Annotated in this window: 18 protein-coding genes; 11 read left to right on the top strand and 7 right to left on the bottom strand. The window is 68.5% G+C overall.

What is annotated here, in order from left to right:
• Nucleotides 1-340: 340 nt before the first annotated feature.
• Complete coding sequence (tyrS, locus tag AC5JLE_RS08190) at nucleotides 341-1,552, bottom strand: tyrosine--tRNA ligase (protein WP_032961398.1); 1,212 nt, start codon at nucleotides 1,550-1,552, stop codon at nucleotides 341-343.
• A gap of 167 nt (nucleotides 1,553-1,719) precedes the next feature.
• On the opposite strand from tyrS, the gene AC5JLE_RS08185 reads away from it, so the two are divergent.
• Entirely contained in the window at nucleotides 1,720-3,192 is a 1,473-nt protein-coding gene (locus AC5JLE_RS08185; protein ID WP_032961400.1) for a M23 family metallopeptidase, read from the top strand.
• Nucleotides 3,193-3,258: 66 nt separating this feature from the next.
• Nucleotides 3,259-4,386, top strand: coding sequence for an anhydro-N-acetylmuramic acid kinase (locus AC5JLE_RS08180; protein ID WP_495233589.1), 1,128 nt, complete (start codon nucleotides 3,259-3,261; stop codon nucleotides 4,384-4,386).
• A gap of 106 nt (nucleotides 4,387-4,492) precedes the next feature.
• Here AC5JLE_RS08180 and AC5JLE_RS08175 read toward each other — a convergent pair whose 3' ends face one another.
• From AC5JLE_RS08175 to AC5JLE_RS08165, 3 genes are all read right to left on the bottom strand, one after another.
• Entirely contained in the window at nucleotides 4,493-4,723 is a 231-nt protein-coding gene (locus tag AC5JLE_RS08175; protein ID WP_014645678.1) for a hypothetical protein, read from the bottom strand.
• Between the two features lie 78 nt (nucleotides 4,724-4,801).
• Nucleotides 4,802-6,106, bottom strand: coding sequence for an AmpG family muropeptide MFS transporter (locus tag AC5JLE_RS08170; RefSeq protein ID WP_014645677.1), 1,305 nt, complete (start codon nucleotides 6,104-6,106; stop codon nucleotides 4,802-4,804).
• Nucleotides 6,103-6,903 (bottom strand): exodeoxyribonuclease III, encoded by an 801-nt coding sequence (locus tag AC5JLE_RS08165; protein WP_197561270.1) that lies wholly within the window; start codon nucleotides 6,901-6,903, stop codon nucleotides 6,103-6,105. The genes AC5JLE_RS08170 and AC5JLE_RS08165 overlap by 4 nt, the downstream gene beginning before the upstream one ends.
• A 162-nt stretch (nucleotides 6,904-7,065) precedes the next feature.
• On the opposite strand from AC5JLE_RS08165, the gene pyrE reads away from it, so the two are divergent.
• The 8 genes from pyrE (at nucleotide 7,066) to AC5JLE_RS08125 (ending at nucleotide 16,561) form a co-directional block, all read left to right on the top strand.
• Nucleotides 7,066-7,725, top strand: a complete 660-nt coding sequence (pyrE, locus tag AC5JLE_RS08160; RefSeq protein WP_032961411.1) for an orotate phosphoribosyltransferase — start codon at nucleotides 7,066-7,068, stop codon at nucleotides 7,723-7,725.
• A gap of 18 nt (nucleotides 7,726-7,743) precedes the next feature.
• Entirely contained in the window at nucleotides 7,744-8,406 is a 663-nt protein-coding gene (locus AC5JLE_RS08155; protein WP_049405787.1) for a hypothetical protein, read from the top strand.
• Between the two features lie 220 nt (nucleotides 8,407-8,626).
• Nucleotides 8,627-8,719, top strand: coding sequence for a potassium-transporting ATPase subunit F (locus AC5JLE_RS08150; RefSeq protein ID WP_005407770.1), 93 nt, complete (start codon nucleotides 8,627-8,629; stop codon nucleotides 8,717-8,719).
• An 11-nt stretch (nucleotides 8,720-8,730) separates the two neighbouring features.
• Nucleotides 8,731-10,440, top strand: coding sequence for a potassium-transporting ATPase subunit KdpA (gene kdpA, locus AC5JLE_RS08145; RefSeq protein WP_014645673.1), 1,710 nt, complete (start codon nucleotides 8,731-8,733; stop codon nucleotides 10,438-10,440).
• A gap of 10 nt (nucleotides 10,441-10,450) precedes the next feature.
• Complete coding sequence (kdpB, locus tag AC5JLE_RS08140; protein ID WP_049405790.1) at nucleotides 10,451-12,508, top strand: potassium-transporting ATPase subunit KdpB; 2,058 nt, start codon at nucleotides 10,451-10,453, stop codon at nucleotides 12,506-12,508.
• Nucleotides 12,505-13,155: a potassium-transporting ATPase subunit KdpC gene (gene kdpC, locus AC5JLE_RS08135; protein ID WP_014645671.1), complete on the top strand. Its 651-nt coding sequence runs from the start codon at nucleotides 12,505-12,507 to the stop codon at nucleotides 13,153-13,155. Before kdpB ends, kdpC begins: the two co-directional genes overlap by 4 nt.
• 51 nt (nucleotides 13,156-13,206) lie before the next feature.
• Entirely contained in the window at nucleotides 13,207-15,867 is a 2,661-nt protein-coding gene (locus AC5JLE_RS08130; RefSeq protein ID WP_014645670.1) for an ATP-binding protein, read from the top strand.
• Nucleotides 15,848-16,561 (top strand): response regulator transcription factor, encoded by a 714-nt coding sequence (locus AC5JLE_RS08125; protein WP_032961423.1) that lies wholly within the window; start codon nucleotides 15,848-15,850, stop codon nucleotides 16,559-16,561. Before AC5JLE_RS08130 ends, AC5JLE_RS08125 begins: the two co-directional genes overlap by 20 nt.
• 395 nt (nucleotides 16,562-16,956) lie before the next feature.
• Here the strand turns inward: AC5JLE_RS08125 and AC5JLE_RS08120 are convergent, their stop codons facing one another.
• The 3 genes from AC5JLE_RS08120 to coaBC are packed head-to-tail and all read right to left on the bottom strand — an operon-like array spanning nucleotide 16,957 to nucleotide 21,077.
• Nucleotides 16,957-19,305 carry a phosphomannomutase/phosphoglucomutase gene (locus tag AC5JLE_RS08120; RefSeq protein ID WP_197561266.1) on the bottom strand — a complete coding sequence of 783 codons (2,349 nt, stop codon included), beginning with the start codon at nucleotides 19,303-19,305 and terminating at the stop codon, nucleotides 16,957-16,959.
• 12 nt (nucleotides 19,306-19,317) lie between these two features.
• A complete protein-coding gene (gene dut / locus AC5JLE_RS08115) occupies nucleotides 19,318-19,791 on the bottom strand; it encodes a dUTP diphosphatase (protein ID WP_014035700.1) in 474 nt (157 codons plus the stop codon).
• On the bottom strand, nucleotides 19,788-21,077 hold the full coding sequence (gene coaBC, locus AC5JLE_RS08110) for a bifunctional phosphopantothenoylcysteine decarboxylase/phosphopantothenate--cysteine ligase CoaBC (RefSeq protein WP_014645667.1): 1,290 nt from the start codon (nucleotides 21,075-21,077) through the stop codon (nucleotides 19,788-19,790). The genes dut and coaBC overlap by 4 nt, the downstream gene beginning before the upstream one ends.
• Nucleotides 21,078-21,276: 199 nt before the next feature.
• Here coaBC and AC5JLE_RS08105 point away from each other — a divergent pair, with 199 nt between their 5' ends.
• The gene (locus AC5JLE_RS08105) at nucleotides 21,277-21,903 is read left to right on the top strand and encodes a response regulator (RefSeq protein ID WP_049408686.1); all 627 of its coding nucleotides are present in this window, start codon (nucleotides 21,277-21,279) and stop codon (nucleotides 21,901-21,903) included.
• The last annotated feature ends 28 nt before the right edge of the window (nucleotides 21,904-21,931 follow it).

Below are 21,931 nucleotides of genomic sequence, written 5' to 3'. Positions count from 1 at the left end.
CTCAGCGCCGTTCCCGTGTGCTGCGAAGTTTCCTTCGTAGCGAGCCGCCCATTATGCCAGACTTTTTCAGTCCGTCAACACCTTCGTTCGATCATCTCGTTCGGCGGTGGTGGGCACCCTGTTGTCGCTGAAGCCCCTTGGTGGCGACCCCTGCGACGGGGGAGGAGAAGTATGGCCCCATCCACATCGTTTGTGAAGGGGGTGTGGCGATTTTTTTCACCGGATGTTGCATCTGTTCATCCGTCGCGCTGCGGTAGGAACCCGCGAAGCGCAGCCAAGCGTGGGCTTGGCTCTACAAGAGCATAAGGAAGGGCCGGCTGGCGCCGGCCCTTCCCTGCTGTCAGGCAGTGACCAGGCGCACGCGGGCGAAAGTACGCTTGCCGACCTGCAGCAGGCCTTCGAAGCCCGGCTGCAGCACCTGCTGGCCATCTTCGACCACTTCACCGTCGACCTTGACCGCGCGCTCCTTGAGCTTGCGGTTGGCTTCAGAGTTGCTCGGGGTCAGGCCGGCCGCCGTCAGCAGCGCAGCGATACGCAGGCCTTCGGCCGGAATCGCCACCTCCTGCAGCGGCAGCTGGGTAATGTCACCCTGCCCGGTCACCGCTGCTTCCCAGCCTGCAATGGCCTGCTCGGCCGCGGCGGCGTCGTGGAAACGGGTCGCCAGTTCACGCGCCAGGCGCAGCTTGACCACACGCGGGTTCAAGCCGCCATTGGCCACCTGCTCGCGCAGCTGCACGGCTTCGGCCTGGCTGATGTCGAAGGACAGCAGTTCGATCCAGCGCCACATCAGGGTGTCGTCCACCTTCATGGTCTTGGTGACGATGTCGATGGCCGGCTCGCTGATACCAATGTAGTTGCCCAGCGACTTGGACATCTTGTTGACGCCGTCCAGGCCTTCCAGCAGCGGCATGGTCAGCACCACCTGCGGCTTCTGGCCGTGGTGTTCCTGCAGGCCGCGGCCCATCAGCAGGTTGAACTTCTGGTCGGTACCGCCCAGTTCGACGTCGGCCTCCAGGGCCACCGAATCGTAGCCCTGCACCAGCGGGTACAGGAACTCGTGGATGGCGATGGACTGCTGGGCGGCATAGCGCTTGGCGAAGTCGTCGCGCTCGAGCATGCGCGCCACGGTGTGCTGGCCGGCCAGGCGGATCATGTCGGCCGCGCCCATCTTGCCGAACCACTCCGAGTTGAAGCGGACTTCGGTACGGCTGCGGTCGAGCACCTTGAACACCTGTTCCTCGTAGGTACGGGCGTTGGCCAGCACGTCATCGCGGCTGAGCGGCTTGCGGGTCAGGCTCTTGCCGGACGGGTCGCCGATCATGCCGGTGAAGTCGCCGATCAGGAAAATGACCTGGTGGCCCAGGTCCTGGAACTGGCGCATCTTGTTCAGCAGCACCGTATGGCCCAGGTGCAGGTCGGGCGCGGTGGGGTCGAAGCCGGCCTTGATCCGCAGCGGGCGGCCTTCCTGCAGGCGCGCACGCAGATCCTCGAGCTTGAGGATCTCGTCGGCACCACGGCCGATCAGGGCAAGGGCTTCTTCAATCGAGGACACGTGACTACTCCCGGCAACGCCGATTCTTGTGTGGGGTGTTAAAGCGAAGTTAACCCAATTGGCTTCACAAAAGCCAATGGGCACAAGGGTTTGACGCGGTTTTCTGAGGTGTCTATGGTAACCGGCGATCAGGCCCGCACTCCCAGGCCGCCAGGAAAAAACCGCCGATGCACAATTCCGAACAAGGGCGCGCACGCAAGCAGCGCTTCCAGGAACGCCTCCACGTCCTGCACGACAACACCCTGCATCGGAAGCTCAGGCAACATCTTCCCGCCGCCTTCAATGAGCGCTGGACCCGCCGCCATTGGATGCACGCCAGCCTGTTTGCGACCATCGGCGCCCTGGTGGCGACGATCGTCCCCGGTTTCTCGCACACCATCGATGCGCCTTACGCCGACAGCCACACCAGCCTGGCGCTGCCGTTGCCGCCGCTGACCATGGCCCGCCAGCAGCAGGTGCCGGGTGACAGCTGGCAGGTGCTGCGCGTGCAGCGTGGCCAGACCCTGAGCGACCTGTTCGACAAGGCTGGCATTCCGGCCACCACCCTGCACCGGGTGCTGGACCACCCCGGCGCGCGTGAGGCGTTGACCAAGCTGCGCCCGGGTGCCGAGATCGCCTTCGACATGCCGCTGTCCGGCGACCTGCGCAGCATCCGTTTCGACCGCGATGCCGACAACCGCGTGGAACTGAGCCTGGCCGGCGATGACATCAAGGAGAAAGTGACCAAGCGCGAGTCCTCCACGCGCACCGTGGTCACCAGCGGCGAGATCACCAGTTCGCTGTATGCCGCGGCCCGACGGGCCGGGCTGTCGCCGTCGGCGATCGCGACGATGACCGACGACATCTTCAAGTACGACATCGACTTCTCCAAGGACCTGCAGCCGGGCGACCGCTTCAGCGTGGTGATGGATGAAACCTGGCGCGAAGGCGAGAAGGTGGACACCAGCAAGATCCTGGCGGCGACCTTCACCACCGGTGGCAAGACCTATTCCGGCTTCCGCTTCGACCGCAACGGCAAGTCCGAGTACTACGACATCAACGGCCGTTCGCTGAAGAAGAGCTTCATCCGCATGCCGATCCCGTTCGCGCGGCTGAGTTCGACCTTCGGCGCGCGCAAGCACCCGGTGCTGGGCAAGATGCGCATGCACAAGGGCGTGGACTACGCCGCGCGCACCGGCACTCCCATCATGGCCGCGGGCGATGCCCGCGTGCAGTTCGCCGGCGTGCAGCGCGGCTACGGCAACGTGGTGATCCTCGACCATGGCCGCGGCCACACCACCCTGTACGGCCACATGTCGCGCTTTGCGAACATCAGGACCGGCCAGCGCGTGGCCCAGGGCACGGTGATCGGCTACGTCGGTTCGACCGGCCTGGCGACCGGGCCGCACCTGCACTACGAATTCCGCGTCAACGGCGAGCACCGCAACCCGCTGACCGTGACCATGCCGCCGCCGGAACCGCTGAAGGGCGCCGAGCTGGTCGCCTTCCGCGCGCAGACCGCGCCGGCGATGGCGCGCATCCAGGGCATGGAGAAGCTGATCTACGCCGACGCCAGCCCGGCACCGACCAGCCGCGACGAGGCTGCGCCCGAGGTGGCCAGCGCCAAGGACAAGCAGGCGACCGGCCGCAAGCGCGGCTGAGCGTCTTGCGTTGACGAAGAAGGACGCGGCAGCCCAAGCTTGCCGCGTCCTTTTTTTATGCCTGCCATGAACACGACTGCCGACGCTGACGCCCCCCTGTACCTTGGCCTGATGTCGGGCACCAGCGCCGATGGCATCGATGCCGCGCTGGTGCAGTTCCCCGCCGGCGGTGGCTGCCGCTTCGTGCACGGCCTGACCGCCCGCTGGGAGCCGGTGCTGCGCGCGCGGCTGGTGGCGCTGGGCGAAGGTGGCCCGCTGGAGTCGCTGGAGGAACTGGGCGAACTGGACGCGCGGATCGCGATCAACTTCGCCGGGGCCGCCAATCAACTGCTGGCCGAGGCCGGCGTGGACCGCAGCCAGGTGCGCGCGATCGGCTCGCACGGCCAGACCGTGCGCCACCGCCCGCTGGCCGACCCGGCGTTCACCGTGCAGCTGGGCGACGGCAACCGCATTGCCGAACTGACCGGGATCACCACGGTGTCCGACTTCCGCCGCCGCGACGTGGCGGCCGGGGGCCACGGTGCGCCGCTGATGCCGGCCTTCCACCTGGGCATGCTGGGCACCGCCGACGAAGACCGCGCGGTGCTCAACCTGGGCGGCATCGCCAACCTGACGCTGATCCCGCGCGAAGGCGCGGTGCGTGGCTTCGATACCGGCCCGGCCAATGCGCTGATGGACGCCTGGTGCCAGCGCCATACCGGCCGCACCTTCGATGCCGATGGCGCTTACGCTGCCAGTGGCACGTTGGACGAGGGCCTGCTGGCCGGCTGGCGCTCGGACGCGTGGTTCGCGCTGCCGCCGCCGAAGAGCACCGGGCGCGAACAGTTTCACCTGTCCTGGGCCGAAGCCCATATGGGGGAAGGCGAGTACGCCGCTGCCGATGTGCAGGCCACCCTGCTGGAGCTGACCGTGGCGACCGTGGCCGATGCGTTGCTGGCGCAGCAGCCGCAGACCCGGCGCCTGCTGGTCTGTGGCGGCGGTGTGCGCAACCGGCAGCTGATGAAGCGGCTGGCGGCGCGGCTGCCGGAGGTGCAGGTGGAGTCCAGCGCGGTGCATGGGCTGGACCCGGAGTACGTGGAGGCGATGGGTTTCGCCTGGCTGGCGCAGCGGACGATGGACGGGCTGGCGGGCAACCTGCCGAGCGTGACCGGGGCGACGGGCCCGCGGATCCTGGGGGCGATCCACCTGGCGTGAGGTGGGCCGTCCGCGCAGGTGAGGCGCCGTTGTAGAGCCGAGCCCTGCTCGGCTTAGCGCGGGCCGGGCCAAGAGCAGCCGAGCATGGCTCGGCTCTACAAAGGCGCTAATCGAAGCCCTGCCCTGCCGGCAGGGCCTGCAGGGCGGCAATCGCGGCGGAGAGGGCGTCCACTTCGGGATCGCCGAAGCCGGAGCGGACCTCCAGTTCACTGCTGAACAGCCCCTGCTCCAGCAAGGCGGCGCAGGTCTGTTCGTGGGTCCAGCCGCGGGCGACCGCGACCCGTCGGATGCGTTCCAGCAGCAGCGGGTCCAGGTCCCGCAGCACAACGTCGGCCATGCTCACTTCCCCGTTCGCAAGGCACCGCCCCCTCGGCGCGTCGGGGGCGATGATCCCGCAGTCCGGGCGGGCAGGCAATCAGGCGACCGGCGGCGGCCCGCGGTCGGCGATCCGCGGCCACAGCCACGCCAGCAGCAGCAGGGTTGGCACCACGGTGATCGAGCTGAGGATGAAGAACGTGCTGTAGGACGTGGCTTCGACGATGTAGCCGGAGACGCCACCGACGAACTTGCCCGGCAGGTTGGCCAGCGAGACCAGCAATGCGTACTGGGTGGCGGTGAAGTTGCGGTCGGTCAGCGACGACATGAAGGCCACCAGCACGGTGCCGGCAAAGCCCTGGAACAGGTTGTCGGCACTGAGCGCGGCGTAGAACGCCCACAGCTTGCCCGGATTGTGCGCCATCAGCAGGAAGGCCAGGTTGGACAGCGCCACGCCCAGCGCGGCCACCAGCAGCATGCGGCGGAAGCCGAACGCAGCCACCGCGATGCCGCCAAGGAACGCGCCGCCGATGCCCATCCACACACCGAACAGCTTGGAGACGGTGGCGATGTCGGCCTTGTCGAACCCCGAGTCGAGATAGAACGGCCCGGCCATCACTCCGATCACCTGGTCGGGGAACTTGAACAGGCCGACGAAGGCCAGCAGCACCAGCGCCAGTGCCACGCCATTGCGGCTGAAGAAGCTGGAGATGGGCTGGACGAACGCTTCGGCAATATCGATGCGGCGCTGCACGGCGGTGGCCGGGCGCTGCGGTTCGGCGCACAGCAGGGTGGTGACGATCGGCAGCAGCATCAGCGCGGCCATCGCCAGGTAGGCGACGATCCAGCCTTCGAACTGGGCCAGGTACAGCGCGCCGGCACCGGCCAGGATCAGGCCGATCCGGTAGCCCAGGGTATAGGTGGCGGCCAGCGCCGCCTGGGCGGTCTGCGGCGCGATCTCGATGCGGTAGGCATCGACGGCCGAATCCTGGGTGGCGCCGGCGAACGACGCCACCAGCACCCACATCACCAACGGCCACACGCCCTGTTCGGGCCGCACGAAGGCCAGCGCGACCAGCCCGACCAGCACCAGCACCTGCGACACCAGCAGCCAGGAGCGGCGGCGGCCGAGCCGCCCCAGCAGCGGGAAGGCGTAGCGGTCCAGCAGCGGTGCCCACAGGAACTTGAGCAGGTAGAAGAAGCTGGCCAGGCTGATCAGGCCGATGCTGCCCAGGTCCAGGCCGACGTCGCGCAGGCGCGTGGACAGGGTCTGCGAGGCGATCAGCAGGAACGGCAGGCCACTGCCGAAGCCGAGCATGGCCATGGTCAGCGCCGACGGGGTACCGAAGGCGCGCTTGATGCCGGCCCAGCCCTTGTAGCTGACCGGCGTGGCGGCCTCGGTCACAGGTCGTAGTCCACGATGAACGGGGCGTGGTCGGAGAAGCGCTCGTCGCGGTAGATCGAACAGCTGCGCAGTCGGTCACGCAGGCCCGGGGTGATGAACTGGTAGTCGATGCGCCAACCGACATTGTTGGCACGGGCCGCGCCACGGTTGCTCCACCAGGTGTAGTCCTCGCCGGTGGGGTTGAGCAGGCGGTAGGCATCGGCCCACCCACGGCCGCCGGCGACATCGGTGGCCTGGCCGTGGTCGGCGCACAGCGCGTTGAGCCAGTCGCGCTCCTCCGGCAGGCAGCCGGAGTTCTTCTGGTTGGACTTCCAGTTCTTGATGTCCAGCGCCGAACGCACGATGTTCCAGTCACCGCACAGCACGTAGTCGCGGCCGCTGCGCGCCCACGCTTCGAGGATCGGCCGCAGCCATTCCATCACTTCGAACTTGAAGCCCTGGCGCAGGTCGCCCGAGCTGCCCGATGGGATATAGAAGGAAACCACGCTGAGATTGCCGTAGCGCGCCTCGATGTAGCGGCCTTCGTCGTCGAACGGCGCCCAACCCAGCGAGGTGATGACCTGGTCCGGTTCGCGCTTGCTGTAGATCGCCACGCCGCTGTAGCCCTTCTTGGTGATGGCATCGCGATAGAAGCAGTGGTGGCCGTCCGGACGGAACATCGGGTCGGTCAGCTGGTCTTCCTGGGCCTTGGTTTCCTGGATGCACAGGACGTCGGCGTCCTGGGCACGGAACCAGTCGAGGAAGCCCTTGGTCGCGGCGGAACGGATGCCATTGGCGTTGAAACTGATGATGCGCATGCGGGGGACCTGCGGCGGGAAACCGGGCAAGCATACCGGTTGCCCGCAGGGCTGCGCAGTCCGCCAGGCCGGGCCTGGACGGCTTTCACATGGCGCTGGACGAGCGCGAAACGCCCAGCTGGATTAGGATTTGTGCTCCAAATGAAGATGAATCGAGTTTTGATGAGCGACCACCGCCACCGTTTCCTGCAGCTGGCCCTGACTGCCGACGCCCTGCGCTTCGGCCAGTTCACCCTCAAGTCCGGCCGGCTGAGCCCCTATTTCTTCAACGCCGGTCGTTTCGACTCCGGTTCGCTGCTGTCGCAGCTCGGCGCCTGCTACGCCGATGCCATCGATGCCACCGGGATCAAGTACGACGTGGTGTTCGGCCCGGCCTACAAGGGCATTCCGCTGGCCACCGCGATGGCCTGCGAGCTGGCCCAGCGTGGCCGCGACCTGCCGCTGTCGTTCAACCGCAAGGAAGCCAAGGACCATGGTGAAGGCGGCCAGCTGATCGGCGCCGACCTGAATGGCAAGCGCGTGCTGATCGTCGATGACGTGATCACCGCCGGTACCGCGATCCGCGAAGCGCTGGGCATCATCCGCGCTGCCGGCGGCACCCCGGCCGGCATCGTGGTGGCACTGGACCGCCAGGAGATCGCCTCGGAAGCCGACCGTCGCTCGGCGGCACAGTCGGTGGCCGAAGAAGCCGGCATTCCGGTGATCGCCGTGGCATCGCTGGCCGATCTGCTTGATTTCGCCTCCGGCAACCCGGAACTTGTCGGTTACCGGCAGCCGCTGGAAGCCTACCGGGCCCAGTACGGCGTCCGTTCGATCCGCTGACCGACCAGGGGAAAGGTCATGTCCCGAGTTCCTGCTGTTCTCTTTGCCGGCCTGCTGCTGGCCGTGCCGTTCACCGTGCCGGCGCAGTCGCGCGACGGCGGCAAGGTGGAAAAGAAGCTGTACTGCTGGAACGAGGGCAAGGAGCGGATCTGCAGTGATTCGCTGCCGGCCGATGCGGTAAATCACGCCCGCGAGGAGTTCAACGCGAAGAGCGGCCTGCGCAATGCGCAGGTCCAGCGCGCGTTGACCGACGAGGAGCGCGCCGCAGCCAGCACCGTGGCACAGCAGCAGCAGCTGGACCTGATGGCCGAGCAGACCCGCCAGCGCACCGAGCAGGCGATGCTGTCCACCTATGGCAGCGAGGACGACCTGCGCCGGGTGTTCGCCGAACGCCAGGAAGTGCTGGACAACAACCTGAAGACCGCCGAGTACAACGTCACCAGCCTGCGCGAATCGCTGGTGGCGCTGCTGGCGGCCGCCGGTGACCGCGAACTGGCCGGTGGCAAGGTGGCCGACAAGCAGGCCGAGGCGATCCGTCAGCGGCACGTGCAACTGCAGTCGCAGCAACGCCTGCAGGCCGGATTCCTGCAGCAGCAGCAGGCGCTGAAGGCCGAGATCGACAGCACGCTGCAGCGCTATCGCGAGCTGAAGGGCGTGGCGCAGGCGAGCCAGGCGCCGTGATTCGCCTGTAGCGTCGGGCCACGCTCGACTCCGCGTGACCTTGGGAAAGGACAGCCAAGCATGGGCTCGGCTCTACAGCAGGCGGCGCCTGGTTACGGGTTGGCCCACGGAATTTATGCACTCTTTACGCGTCGGCCCGGTCCGGCGCGTAGTGCGTTTATGGGCGGCAGGACGACGATGACGGCCTGAGGTGGAGGGGTTCCACCAGGTCGCTATTGAAATGTCCCCCTGGCTGTCTTTGTTGTGTGGCGTGCTGGTGCTGGTCGCCGCCGCCTATCTTCTCTATGTCGTGCTGCGGCCCGAATCGTTCTAACGGAGCCGGCCATGACTGAGATGCTTGTCATTCTTGCCGCCAGCCTGCTGCTGGCGTGGCCGCTGGGCCTGTACCTGGCCCGCGTGATGCGCGGCACGCCGATGAAGGTCGACGTGCTGTTCAACTGGATCGAAAAGCCGTTGTACAAGGTGTTCGGCGTCGATCCCTCGCGCGCGATGTCCTGGCGCGGCTACGTGCTGGCCTTCGTGCTGAGCAACGTGGTGGTCGCTGTGTTGACCCAGGCGGTGTTCATGACCCAGGCCTGGTTGCCACTGAACCCGGACCAGATCCCAAACATGCGGTGGGACACCGCGCTGCACACGATGATCTCGTTCCTGACCAACACCAACCAGCAGCACTATTCGGGCCAGGCGCAGCTGTCCTACCTCTCGCAGATGACCGGCATCACCGGCCTGCAGGTGGTGACGCCGATGATGGGCCTGGCGCTGGCGGTGGCGACGCTGCGCGCGTTGTTCTCGCGTGCGCCGCAGGCTGCGGCGGCCACCGGTGCCGGCGATGACCGCCAGGTGGCGGTAGGCAACTACTACGTGGACGTGGTGCGCCTGTGCGTGCGTTTCCTGTTGCCGCTGTGCCTGGTGTGGACCCTGCTGCTGACCAGCCAGGGTGTGCCGTCGACGATGGCCGGTGGCCCGCAGGCCACGCCGATCGATGCCAGCGCCGGCATGACCGGACAGAAGCTGCCGCTGGGCCCGGTGGCGGCGATGGTCGCGGCCAAGCAGCTTGGCGCCAACGGTGGCGGCTGGTACGGCCCGAACAGCAGCTTCCCGCTGGAGAACCCGACCCCGCTGTCGAACGCGCTGGAAATCGTCGGCATCCTGCTGGTGCCGATGGCGGTGATCTTCATGATCGGCGCGTTCACCGGCCGGCGTCGCTTCGGCGCCCTGGTGTTCAGCTGCATGCTGGGCATGTCGCTGCTTTCCACCGGCGCGATGATGTGGAGCGAAGGGCATAGCGCCAGCGCCGCCACCCCGCTGCTGATGGAAGGCAAGGAGGTGCGCTTCGGCGCCGACGGCACGGCGCTGTGGGCGGCGGTGACTACCCAGGTCTCCAATGGCTCGGTGAACGGCATGCACGATTCGCTGGCGCCGCTGAGCGGTGGCATCGCGATGGTCAACATGCTGGTCAGCGCGATCTGGGGCGGCATCGGCTGTGGCCTGCAGCAGTTCATCGTCTATCTGCTGCTGGGTGTGTTCCTGGCCGGGTTGATGACCGGGCGCACGCCGGAACTGTTCGGCCGCAAGCTGGAGACGCCCCAGGTGCGCCTGCTGGCCCTGCTGGTGCTGCTGCAGCCGATCACCCTGCTGGTGTTCACTGCGATCACCCTGGCCGTGCCCGGCCTGGCCGGCACCTCCAACCCCGGCTTCCATGGCATCAGCCAGGTGTTCTACGAGTATGTCTCGGCCTACGCCAACAACGGTTCGGGCTTCGAAGGACTGGGTGACGCCACGCTGTGGTGGAACCTGAGCTGCTCGCTGGTACTGCTGCTGGGCCGCTTCCCGCTGCTGATCATTCCGCTGGTGGTGGCCGCACAGCTGGCCGCCAAGCGCCAGGCGCCGGAGTCTGCCGGCAGCCTGCAGATCGAAACCCCGACCTTCGCCCTGACCCTGGTCTCGGTGATCGTCATCCTGACCGTGCTGCAGTTCATGCCGGCGCTGGTACTCGGCCCGATCGCCGATCACCTGAGCCTGGGACTGCGCTGAGGACACCCTGATGAGTACCCAAGCAAGTTCAACCCGTAGTACCCATGCACCGCGCCCTGCCCTGCTTGATGGCGCCGGCCTGCGCCGTGCGCTGGTCGAAGCGGTGCGCAAGCTGGCGCCGATGCATCTGGTGCGCAGCCCGGTGATGGCGGTGGTGATGGCCGGCACGATCGTCGCCGCGATCGTCACCCTGACCGGCAATGCACCGCTGGGCTTCGGCCTGGCAGTGACCGCCATCCTGCTGGTGACCGTGCTGTTCGGCAATTTCGCCGAGGCAGTGGCCGAAGCGCGTGGCCGTGGCCAGGCCGCCTCGCTGCGCCGTGCCCGCCAGGACCTGGTGGCGCGCCGGCTGGCGGCGCCGCAGCCGGGCGCAGCCGAAGCCCAGGTGCCTGCCGCCGAGCTGTGCCCGGGCGACCATGTGATCGTCAGTGCCGGTGAGCTGGTGCCGGCCGATGGCGAGATCGTGCAGGGCCTGGCCACCATCAACGAAGCGGCAGTGACCGGCGAATCGGCACCGGTGCTGCGCGAGGCCGGTACCGACCGTTCCGGTGTGATCGGTGGCACCAAGGTGCTGTCCGACCAGATCATCGTGCGGGTGACCGCCGAGCCGGGCCACAGCTTCCTGGACCGCATGATCGCGCTGGTGGAAGGTGCCAATCGCCAGAAGACCCCCAACGAGATCGCGCTGACCCTGCTGCTGGCGGCGATGACGCTGACCTTCCTGGTGGTGGTGGCCACGTTGCCGGCGATCGGCGCGGCCGTGGGCGTGCAGGTCGATCCACTGCTGCTGATCGCACTGCTGGTGTGCCTGATCCCGACCACCATCGGCGGCCTGCTGCCGGCCATCGGCATCGCCGGCATGAACCGTGCGCTGGCTGCCAACGTGCTGGCCAAGTCGGGCAAGGCGGTGGAAGTGGCCGGCGACGTCGACGTGCTGCTGCTGGACAAGACCGGCACCATCACCTACGGCGACCGCCAGGCCAGCCACTTCCATCCGCTGGCCGGCATCGACGCCAGCCAGCTGCGCGAGGCCGCACTGCTGTCCTCGCTGGCCGACCCGACCCCGGAAGGCAAGTCGATCGTGCGCCTGGCGCGCGAACAGGGCTGCGCCACCGCCGAGCCGGACCGTGCCGACTACCTGGCGTTCAGTGCCCAGACCCGGATGTCCGGCGTCGATCTGGAACACGGGCGGCAGATCCGCAAGGGCGCTGCCGATGCGATCCGCGCCCACGTGCAGGCACTGGGCGGCAACGTGCCGGCTGAACTGGCCGGCCGCGTCGAGCAGGTCGCGCGCAATGGCGCCACCCCGCTGGTGGTGGCCGAGGGCCGCCACGTGCTGGGCGTGATCGAGCTGTCGGACGTGGTCAAGCACGGCATGCGCGAGAAGTTCGCACAGCTGCGGGCGATGGGCATCCGCACGGTGATGATCACCGGTGACAATCCGCTGACCGCTGCCGCCATCGCCGCCGAAGCCGGTGTCGATGACTACATCGCCGAGGCGCGTCCGGAAGACAAGCTGGCACGCATCCGCCAGGAACAGGCCGGTGGCCGCCTGGTGGCGATGGTGGGCGATGGCACCAACGATGCTCCCGCGCTGGCCCAGGCCGACATCGGCCTGGCGATGAACTCCGGCACGCAGGCGGCGAAGGAGGCCGGCAACATGGTCGACCTCGATTCAGACCCGGCCAAGCTGCTGGCGGTCGTGGAAGTGGGCAAGCAGCAGCTGATCACCCGCGGTGCGCTGACCACCTTCTCGCTGGCCAACGACGTGTCCAAGTACTTCGCGATCCTGCCGGCGCTGTTTGCCGCTGCGGTTCCGGCCATGGCCGCACTGAACGTGATGCAGCTGTCGAGCCCACGCAACGCGGTGCTGGCGGCGCTGATCTTCAACGCGCTGGTGATTCCCGCGCTGATCCCGCTCGCCCTGCGTGGCGTGCGCTTCCGCCCGGCCACGGCCACCGCGCTGCTGCGGCGGAACATGCTGGTGTACGGCCTCGGCGGCGTGCTGTTGCCGTTCGCGGCGATCAAGCTGATCGACCTCTTCCTTGTCCTGGTATTCGGCGCATGAACCGTTCTGCTTCCACCTCCACCACCCTGCCCCGCGAACCGAAGGCCGAAGCCCGCGTGGCCAGCCTGCAGGACGGCGCCGGCTGGCGCCCGGCGATCGGCCTGGGCCTGGCCACCCTGCTGCTGGCCGGCGCGGTCTACGCCGGCATCGCCACCGGTTTCGCCGGCCTGGCCTACCCCACCCAGGCCGAGGGCAGCCTGCTGCGCGACGGCAACGGCCAGGTGCGCGGCTCGGCCTGGCTGTCGCAGCCGTTCACCGGTGATGGCTACTTCCAGGCACGGCCGTCGGCGGCCAACTACGACCCGATGGCCGCGGCCGGTTCCAACCTGGCGCGCAGCAACCCGGCGCTGGCCGAGCGTGTTGCCGCCAGCACGGCGGCGGTGGCCGCGCGCGAAGGTGTCGCCCCGGCGCAGGTGCCGGCCGACCTGGTCACCCAGTCCGGCGGCGGGCTGGATCCGCAGCTGTCGCCGGCGGCGGCGCAGCTGCAGGTGGCACGCGTGGCACGTGCCCGCGGCCTGCCGGTCGAGCGCGTGCAGGCCTTGGTGCAGGCACATACTGAAGGGCGCCAGTGGGGCGTGTTCGGCCAGCCGCGGGTGAACGTGGTGACGCTGAACTTCGCGCTGGACCATGCGGCCAAGGCGCCGTGATGCCGGCCTGCATCGGCTGCGCGCACAATGGCGGCCATGACAGCGGCCCCCATGACTGATGCGCGTACCCGCCAGGCCGATGCCCTGGTGGAAGGCCTGCAACGCGAAGCCGGTGGCAAGCTGACCGTGTTCCTCGGCGCTGCGCCGGGTGTGGGCAAGACCTACACCATGCTGACCCGTGCCCAGGAGCAGCTGCGCCGCGGCGTGGACCTGGTGGTCGGGCTGGTGGAAACCCATGGCCGCGCCGAAACCCAGGCCCTGCTGGAAGGTCTGCCGCAGCTGCCGTTGAAGGACGTGGCCTATCACGGCCACGCCCTGCAGGAGATGGACCTGGATGCCGTGCTGGCACGGCATCCAGCGCTGGTGCTGGTGGACGAACTGGCCCATCGCAATGCGCCCGGCAGCCGCCATGAGCGGCGCTGGCAGGATGTGATGGAGCTGCTCGACGCCGGCATCGACGTCTGGACCACGGTCAACATCCAGCATCTGGAAAGCCTCAACGACGTGGTGATGCGCATCACCGGCGTGCGGGTCAGCGAGACCGTGCCCGATGGCGTGCTCGATCGCCTGCACGACATCGTGCTGGTCGATCTGCCGCCGCGCGAACTGATCGCGCGACTGCAGCAGGGCAAGGTCTATGTGCCCGAACAGGCCGCGCAGGCGCTGCAGGCGTTCTTCTCGCCGGCCAACCTGACCGCCCTGCGTGAGCTGGCGATGCAGGAAGCCGCCGACCGCGTCGACAGCAGCCTGCGTGAAACCCGCGCCGCACGGGGCGAAGGCAACCTGCCGCTGCGGCGCGGCGTGCTGGTGGCCATCGATGGCGGCGGCCAGAGCGAGTACCTGGTGCGGGTGGCGCGCCGCATCGCCGAGCGCCGCGACGCACCGTGGACGGTGGTGACCGTGCAGGGCCGGCGCCAGGACGAGGCCACGCGGCGCGAGATCGATGCGGCCTTCGCCCTGGCACGGCGGCTGGGTGGCGACGCCGAACTGCTGCACGGATCGAGCATCGCCGATGCCCTGCTGGACCATGCAGCGCACAACGGTGTATCGACCCTGGTGCTGGGGCGGACCCGTGAGCGCCCGCTGGCGCGGATGTTCAACCGAACCCTGACCCAGCAGCTGATCCAGCGCGGCGCGCACTACGAGATCACCATCATCAGCACGCCGCAGGCCCGGGCGCGCTCGCGCCGCGAAGGTCTGCTGCCACCGATGCGCGGCATCAGCTACGAGCCGGTACAGGCACTGATCGCCACCGCGCTGGCCTGTGCGGTGGCTTGGCTGGCCGAACGCTGGGTCGGCATGGCCGACCTGTCGATGGTGTTCATCGTGGCAGTGGTGCTGGTGGCGGCGCGCACGCGTGCCAGCGTGGCGGTGATGGCGGCGATCCTGTGCTTCCTGGCCTACAACTTCCTGTTCATCGCGCCCCGCTTCACCTTCGCCATCGGTGCGCGCCAGGGCGTGATCACCGTGTTCCTGTTCCTGGCCGCCGCCTTGGTGGCCGGACGGCTGGCCTCGCGCCTGCGCATGCAGGTCATTGCGCTGCGTGCGGCCAACCGCCATGCACGTGCACGCCAGCAGCTGGGCCGTCAGCTGGCCAGCGCCGCTGGCAACGGCGAGGTGGCACAGGCAGGTCGGCATGCCTTGGAGCAGGCGATGGATGTGCCGGCGTGGCTGCGGATCGGCGCGGACACTGCCGCCGGTGGCCGCAGCCAACCCGGCGATACCGACCTGGCTGCCGCCGACTGGGCGCTGCGCCACGGCCAGCCCAGCGGCCGCTTCACCGACACCCTGGCCGGTGCGCAGTGGTGGTTCCTGCCATTGCTGGATGGCGAAGATCGCGCGATCGGCGTGGCCGGCCTGTACCTGCCCGGCGCACAGGCGCGCCTGCTGCCCGAACAGCGGCAGCTTGCCGAAGCGATGGTCGATGACATCGCGCAGGCCGCACTGCGTACCCGGCTGGTGGCCGAACTCGAACAAGCACATGTCAGCAACGAGACCGAGCGGTTGCGCTCGGCCCTGCTCTCTTCGGTGTCGCACGACCTGCGCTCGCCACTGGCGGCGATGATCGGTTCGGCCGACAGCCTGGCCAGTTACGGCGCGGCGATGGACACGGCCGATCGCCGCGCCCTGCTGGATACCATCCTGGTCGAAGGCGAGCGGCTGGACCGCTACATCCAGAACCTGCTGGACATGACCCGCCTGGGCCACGAAGGACTGAAGATCAACCGTGACTGGATCGGCGTGGACGAACTGATCGGCTCGGCCGCACGGCGCCTGCAGCGCTACCAGCCCAAGGTGCGGCTGGAGCTGGACATTCCGTCCACGCTGGCGCCGATCTGGGTACACCCGGCGCTGGTCGAACAGGCCGTGTTCAACGTGATGGAGAACGCGGCCAAGTTCTCGCCGCCCGACGCCGCCGTGCAGGTGCAGGCGCGCGAACTGGACGGCCAGCTGCGCATCGACGTGATCGATGCCGGCCCCGGCATTCCCGACGACGAGCGCGCGCGCATCTTCGACATGTTCTACAGCGTCGAGCGCGGCGACCGCGGCCGCCACGGCACCGGCCTGGGCCTGACCATCTGCCAGGGCATGATCGGCGCACATGGCGGCAGCGTGCAGGCGCTGCCCGGACGCGACGGTCGCGGTACCCTGATCCGCATCACCCTGCCCCTGCTCAAGCCAGCCTCCCACGATGAGCCCGACCCCGATTGATGCCAGCGTGCCGGCCGCGCGCGTGCTGGTGATCGATGATGAAACCCAGATCCGCCGGTTCCTGGACATCAGCCTGCGCGCGCAGGGCTACCAGGTGCGGCAGGCCGCCACCGGCCAGGAAGGCCTGCAGCTGGCCGCCAGCGAGGACATGGACCTGGTGATCCTGGATATCGGCCTGCCGGACATGGAAGGCCACGAGGTACTTGAACAGCTGCGGCAGTGGAGCCAAGTGCCGGTGATCATGCTGACCGTGCGCGCCGGCGAAGCCGAGAAGGTGCGCGCACTGGATACCGGCGCCAACGACTACGTGACCAAGCCGTTCGGCACGCAGGAACTGATGGCGCGGGTGCGGGCGCTGCTGCGCACGCGCAGCGTACCCAGTGATGGCACGCCGCCGGTATTCGACGACGGCCACCTGCGCGTGGACCTGGTGCGCCGCGAAGTCGCCCTGCAGGGTGAACCGGTGGCGTTGACCCGCAAGGAATACGCGTTGCTGTCGCTGCTGCTGCGCAATGCCGGGCGGGTAGTGACACAGCCGCAGATCCTGCAGGAGATCTGGGGGCCGACCCACCAGCACGATACCCATTACCTGCGCATCCTGGTCGGCAAGCTGCGGCACAAGCTGGGCGATTCGGCGCTGGATTCACGCTACCTGTTCACCGAACCGGGCGTGGGCTTGCGATTCAAGGGGTGAGGGTGTGCCGAACAACGGTCGGCACCCACCAAAGCAAATTCGGAAGAGCATCCACGCATGGCGTGGATCTCTGCTGTGTCGACCAAGGTCGACACCTACCAAGAGCAGTTCATGCGGTTCGGACAGATCGCGGAAATCTGTCGAAGGCGGGGTGGGTCCGGTTGCGGGGGCGTGAGCCGCATGGATGCGGCGACCGAGCTCACATGGGTGAGGGCGCTTTGCTTGCGAAGCACTGCTTCGCAAGCGCCCGAACGCCCAGCTGCCAGCGGCTGGGCCGGGCCCCGGAGGGGGACTTGCAGCGTCCCGCGCAACCGGACCCACCCCGCATCCTACGGATAGCCGGCCTTTGACGTTGACGTTGATTCGGCGGGTGCCGGGCGCCGCCCGGCCCCACCTCAGAACCCCAGCGGGGTGTCGCCCAGCACCGGCTGCAGCTGGCTGCGGAACAAGGCCTTGATGCGCTCCAGTGCGGCCTCGTCGTTGCCTTCGAAGCGCAGCACCAGCACCGGCGTGGTGTTGGAGGCGCGCACCAGGCCCCAGCCATCGGCGAAGTCCACGCGCAGGCCATCGATGGTCGACAGGCGGCCCCCCACATACGGGTTGTCCGGCGACTGCGCCGCCGCCACCAGCATCGCCACCAGCGCATGCGGCGTCCCGTCGGCCACCGCTACCTTCAGCTCCGGCGTGGCGACCATCTCCGGCAGTTCGCCCAGTACTTCGTCCGGGGTTTCCTCGCGCTGGGCCAGGATCTCCAGCAGGCGCGCAGCGGCGTACAGGCCGTCGTCGAAGCCGAACCAGCGTTCCTTGAAGAAGAAGTGGCCGCTCATCTCACCGGCCAGCTCGGCATCGGTCTCGCGCATCTTCGCCTTCATCAGCGAATGCCCGGTCTTCCACATCAGCGGGCTGCCACCGTTGCGCAGCACATGGTCGGACAGCTTGCCGGTGCACTTGACGTCGTAGATCACCATCGCGCCCGGATTGCGCATCAGCACGTCGGCAGCGAACAGCATCAGCAGGCGGTCGGCATAGATGATCCTGCCTTCGCCGGTGACCACGCCCAACCGGTCGCCGTCGCCATCGAAGGCTACGCCGAGGTCGGCGCCGAAGCGCTTGACCGTCTGCACCAGGTCTTCCAGGTTGGCCGGCTCGCTCGGGTCGGGATGATGGTTGGGGAAGGTGCCATCGACATCGCAGTACAGCGGAATGACGTCGGCGCCGATTGCTTCCAGCAGCTGCGGGGCCAGTGCGCCGGCCACGCCATTGCCGGCATCGGCCACGACCTTCAGCGGACGGTCCAGCTGCACGTCATCGGCGATGCGCTGGATGTAGTCGGCACTGACATCGCGCTGCTGGTAGTCACCCGGCTCGGCGGCCTGCACCAGGCGGCCCTCGACGATGCGCTGGTAGAGGTCGGTGATCGCATCGCCGGACAGCGTCTCGCCGCCGATCACCACCTTGAAGCCGTTGTACTCGGGCGGGTTGTGGCTGCCGGTGACCGCCACGCAGGTGCCGGTACGCAGATGGAAGGCGGCGTAGTACACGAGCGGGGTCGGCGCCAGGCCGATATCGATCACCGCGCAGCCGGCACGGCGCAGGCCCTCGGCCAGCCCGGCCGTCAGCTCGGGTCCGGACAGGCGGCCATCGCGCCCGATCACCACCTCGCGCAGGCCCTGCTCCAGTGCCACGGTGCCGATGGCCTGGCCGATCAGCGCCGCGGTCTTGGGTGTCAGTTCGCTGCCCACCACGCCGCGGATGTCATAGGCGCGGAAGATGCCGGCGGCCAGCTCTTCGGCAGGCACCGGCGGTGGCGGCGGTGGCGTGGCATCGCCACTGCCGGTCGCGGCGGCCACCGGTGGCGGCGCCTGCTGCAGGCTCTCGCTCAGGGTCGGGCCATGGTCGGCCTCGGACGCGGCGGCGCGGCGCGGCAACGGCAGCGACTTCGGCAGCCGGTCGCGCCCCACCACCAGCAACACGGCAATGAACGCCAGCAGCAACGCCACAATGGCGCTGGCCAGCGCGCCCAGGCCGAGCGGACCGGCCTCGACATTTGGCACCGACGCGACCAGCCGCAACGGCGTGCCTGCAACCGGGCGCGCCAGCGCTTCCGCGCTTTCGGCCAGGCTCGGGTCGCCCTGGGTGACCAGATCGAATGCTCCCTGGCGCAGGCCGAGGAAGCCGGCGGACGGCGCGCTGACCTGGTCGAGCGGCGACGTCAGCCGCAGCAGCGGTTGGCGGACATAGATGACGGCCGGCCCCAGGCTGCCCAGCTGCACCGGCGCGGCCAGGCCCAGGCGGTTGCCGCCGCCGTCGCGGACCACGCGCAGGCTTGGCCTGGCCTCGGCCAGCGCCGCTTCCAGCAGCGCCAGGCGGGAATACCCGAAGGTGGTCGGATCGGCATAGGCGTTGGCCAGATCGGCCGCCAGCACCTCGACCTGCTCGACTCCGGTCCAGCTCTCGCGAACGGCCAGCGCCGCCGCAGCGGCGTCGCCGGCCTGCAGCGCCTGCTGCACGCGATCGTTCTTCAACTGCTGCTGCAGCTGCTGCAACTGGCCTGCAGCAGCCTGCTGCAGGCCCTGCACGGCCTGGTCACGCGCCTCTTCCAGCGCCTGCCCGTTGGCCTCCTGCCGCCATTGCTGCACCGCGCTCCATCCGAACCAGCCGGCCAACAGGATCAACAGCACCCCCAGTAGAGGTGCACTGCGACCCAACGACCGTCCCCGCTGTCCTTCCCCGATGCCGCTCATCGATGTCCCCTGTCAACGCACCCCGGTATGGCCGAATCCACCCGCGCCCCGCACGCTGTCGGTGAAAGTATCCACTACCTGCAGGCTGACGCGGGCGATCGGAACCACCACCAGCTGCGCGATGCGATCGCCCGGCTCGATGGTGAAGGCCTCGCGGCCACGGTTCCAGACGCTGATCAGCAGCGGCCCCTGGTAGTCGGCATCGATCAGGCCGGTGCCGTTGCCCAGCACGATGCCATGCCGATGGCCCAGCCCGGAACGCGGCAGGATCACCGCGCACAGGTTCGGGTCGGCAATATGGATGGCCAGGCCGCTGGGCACCAGCGCGGTGTCGCCCGGCTGCAGGGTCAGCGCGGTATCCAGCGCCGCGCGCAGGTCCATGCCGGCACTGGCCTCGGTGGCATAGGCCGGCAGCGGCCAGCTGTCGCCGAAGCGCGGATCGAGCAGCTTGACCTGCAGCGGGTGGGAAGTGGATGCCTGGGTCATGCCTGGAGTCTCCGCGCGATCAGCGCCAGCAGTTGTTCGGCCAGCTCGCGCTTGGAAGTGGCCGGGAATACCTGTTCGCCGTCCTGCCAGAAGGCCGTGGCGGCATTGTTGTCGCTCTCGAAACCGCCGCCACTGATGCCGACCTGGTTGGCGATCACCAGGTCCAGGCGCTTGTCGACCAGTTTGCCGCGCGCGTATTTCTCCACGTCGTGGGTCTCGGCGGCGAAGCCGACCACCAGCTTCAGCGACTGCGTCTGTGCAGCGACTTCGGCGAGGATGTCCGGCGTACGCACCAGTTCGATCACCAGCGACTGGCTGTCGGCGGTCTTCTTCAGCTTCTGCGCGGCGACCTGGCGCGGCGTGTAGTCGGACACCGCGGCGGCACCGATATAGATGTCGGCGGGCAGCGACTTCAGTACGGCATCGCGCATCTGCGCGGCCGAGCGCACGTCGATACGCTGCACGCCCGGCGGCGTCGGCAGCTGTACCGGACCGCTGACCAGCACCACCTGCGCGCCCAGCGCGGCAGCAGCGGCGGCCAGGGCAAAGCCCATCTTGCCGCTGCTGCGGTTGCCGACGTAACGCACCGGATCGATGTCTTCGTAGGTCGGGCCGGCACTGATCAGCAGGCGCAGCCCCTGCAGGGCACGGGTTTCCGGCGCGGCAACCGTCGCAGCGGCGCCGCCATTGGCGGCCAGCGCGGCCACGATGTCGCCGGGTTCGGCCAGCCGGCCGGGACCGGATTCACCTTCGGCCAGCGGGCCATCGACCGGGCCGATCACCTGCGCACCACGCTGGCGCAGCAGGGCGATGTTGGCCTGGGTGGCCGGATGCAGCCACATGCGATGGTTCATCGCCGGGCAGATCGTCAGCGGTGCGGTGCTGGCCAGGCACAGGGTGCTGACCAGGTCATCGGCATGGCCCTGGGCCAGCCGGGCCAGCAGATCGGCGGTTCCCGGCGCGACCACGATGCGGTCCGCCCAGCGGGCCAGCTCGATGTGGCCCATGGCCTGTTCGGCGGCGCTGTCCCACAGCGTGGTGCGGGTCGGCTGCCCGGACAGGGCCTGGAAACTGAGGGGGGTGACGAACTGCTGGGCGCCGGCGGTCATCGCCACCTGCACCTGGGCGCCCGCATCACGCAGGCGTCGCACCAGTTCCAGGGCCTTGTAGGCCGCGATCCCGCCTCCGACGCACAACAGCAGTTTCTGGCCTTCCAGCGCGCGGCCGGGCGCGGGGGAAGCGTTGGGGGAGTCAGCCACCTGGAATTCCTGTGCAAACGAGGGCATTAGCTTACCCGATGGTCGGTAATGTCCCGGTGCACAGCGCACATAGCGGGCAGCTATCAGCAGATGGGACTTGCACCACAGCGCTTCCGGGGTTCAAGACACTGCGATTCGGAACTTTCCTATACCTGTAGGCCGGCCACGTTTGCAGAATCGTCAGTGGCCGCCGCAGGTGTGCCGCTTCGCTTTTCGAGGATTCCGCGTGCACCCGCGCATCATCATCGCCGACGACCATCCCGTCGTCCTGCACGGCATCCGCATCGTGCTGCAGACCCACCTGATGGAGGTCGTCGGCAGCGCGCGTGACGGCGCCGAGCTGCTGCAGCTGGTCGAGCACCACGGCTGCGACGCGGTGCTGACCGACCTCTCCATGCCGGGCACCGGCCCGGATGGCCCGGAACTGATCGCTGAACTGCGCGCACGCCACCCGCACATGCCCGTGGTGGTGCTTACCGGCGCCCGCCACCCCGGCCTGCTCGATGGCCTGCTGCGTGAGGGTGTCAGCGGCCTGGTCGACAAGTGCGCCGATTTCGGCGAGTTGCCGCAGGCCCTGAACGCGGCCATGGCAGGGCAGGTGTTCGTCTCGCAGCAGCTGCGCCACCACCTGCAGGCGCGCGACCTGATGTTCGCGCGCGAACCGGCGGCGCTGTCCGCCCGCGAACAGGAAGTGCTGGACCTGTTGGCCGCCGGGCTGAAAGTGAACGCCATCGCCGTCCACTGCGGCCGCAGCCCCAAGACGATCAGCCGGCAGAAGGCCGAGGCCAAGCGCAAGCTGGGGCTGCAGAACAACCAGGAGCTGTTCGCCTACCTGCAGTCGCGACGCGACTGAGGCAACGGCCGACCCGGGCATGCGTCCT

This window comes from Stenotrophomonas sp., from assembly GCF_059505245.1.
This window is presented reverse-complemented; position numbering and strand designations above follow the sequence as displayed.

What these genes read in the sequence shown, in the direction of transcription:
- AC5JLE_RS08165 (WP_197561270.1), bottom strand. Translation starts at nt 6,903, where the DNA reads ATGCGCATCATCAGTTTCAACGCCAATGGCATCCGTTCCGCCGCGACC.
- pyrE (WP_032961411.1), top strand. Translation starts at nt 7,066, where the DNA reads ATGAGCGACCACCGCCACCGTTTCCTGCAGCTGGCCCTGACTGCCGAC.
- AC5JLE_RS08130 (WP_014645670.1), top strand. Translation starts at nt 13,207, where the DNA reads ATGACTGATGCGCGTACCCGCCAGGCCGATGCCCTGGTGGAAGGCCTG.
- AC5JLE_RS08185 (WP_032961400.1), top strand. Translation starts at nt 1,720, where the DNA reads ATGCACAATTCCGAACAAGGGCGCGCACGCAAGCAGCGCTTCCAGGAA.
- AC5JLE_RS08175 (WP_014645678.1), bottom strand. Translation starts at nt 4,723, where the DNA reads ATGGCCGACGTTGTGCTGCGGGACCTGGACCCGCTGCTGCTGGAACGC.
- AC5JLE_RS08120 (WP_197561266.1), bottom strand. Translation starts at nt 19,305, where the DNA reads ATGAGCGGCATCGGGGAAGGACAGCGGGGACGGTCGTTGGGTCGCAGT.
- AC5JLE_RS08150 (WP_005407770.1), top strand. Translation starts at nt 8,627, where the DNA reads ATGTCCCCCTGGCTGTCTTTGTTGTGTGGCGTGCTGGTGCTGGTCGCC.
- AC5JLE_RS08125 (WP_032961423.1), top strand. Translation starts at nt 15,848, where the DNA reads ATGAGCCCGACCCCGATTGATGCCAGCGTGCCGGCCGCGCGCGTGCTG.
- kdpB (WP_049405790.1), top strand. Translation starts at nt 10,451, where the DNA reads ATGAGTACCCAAGCAAGTTCAACCCGTAGTACCCATGCACCGCGCCCT.
- AC5JLE_RS08180 (WP_495233589.1), top strand. Translation starts at nt 3,259, where the DNA reads ATGAACACGACTGCCGACGCTGACGCCCCCCTGTACCTTGGCCTGATG.
- coaBC (WP_014645667.1), bottom strand. Translation starts at nt 21,077, where the DNA reads ATGCCCTCGTTTGCACAGGAATTCCAGGTGGCTGACTCCCCCAACGCT.
- dut (WP_014035700.1), bottom strand. Translation starts at nt 19,791, where the DNA reads ATGACCCAGGCATCCACTTCCCACCCGCTGCAGGTCAAGCTGCTCGAT.
- kdpA (WP_014645673.1), top strand. Translation starts at nt 8,731, where the DNA reads ATGACTGAGATGCTTGTCATTCTTGCCGCCAGCCTGCTGCTGGCGTGG.
- AC5JLE_RS08155 (WP_049405787.1), top strand. Translation starts at nt 7,744, where the DNA reads ATGTCCCGAGTTCCTGCTGTTCTCTTTGCCGGCCTGCTGCTGGCCGTG.
- kdpC (WP_014645671.1), top strand. Translation starts at nt 12,505, where the DNA reads ATGAACCGTTCTGCTTCCACCTCCACCACCCTGCCCCGCGAACCGAAG.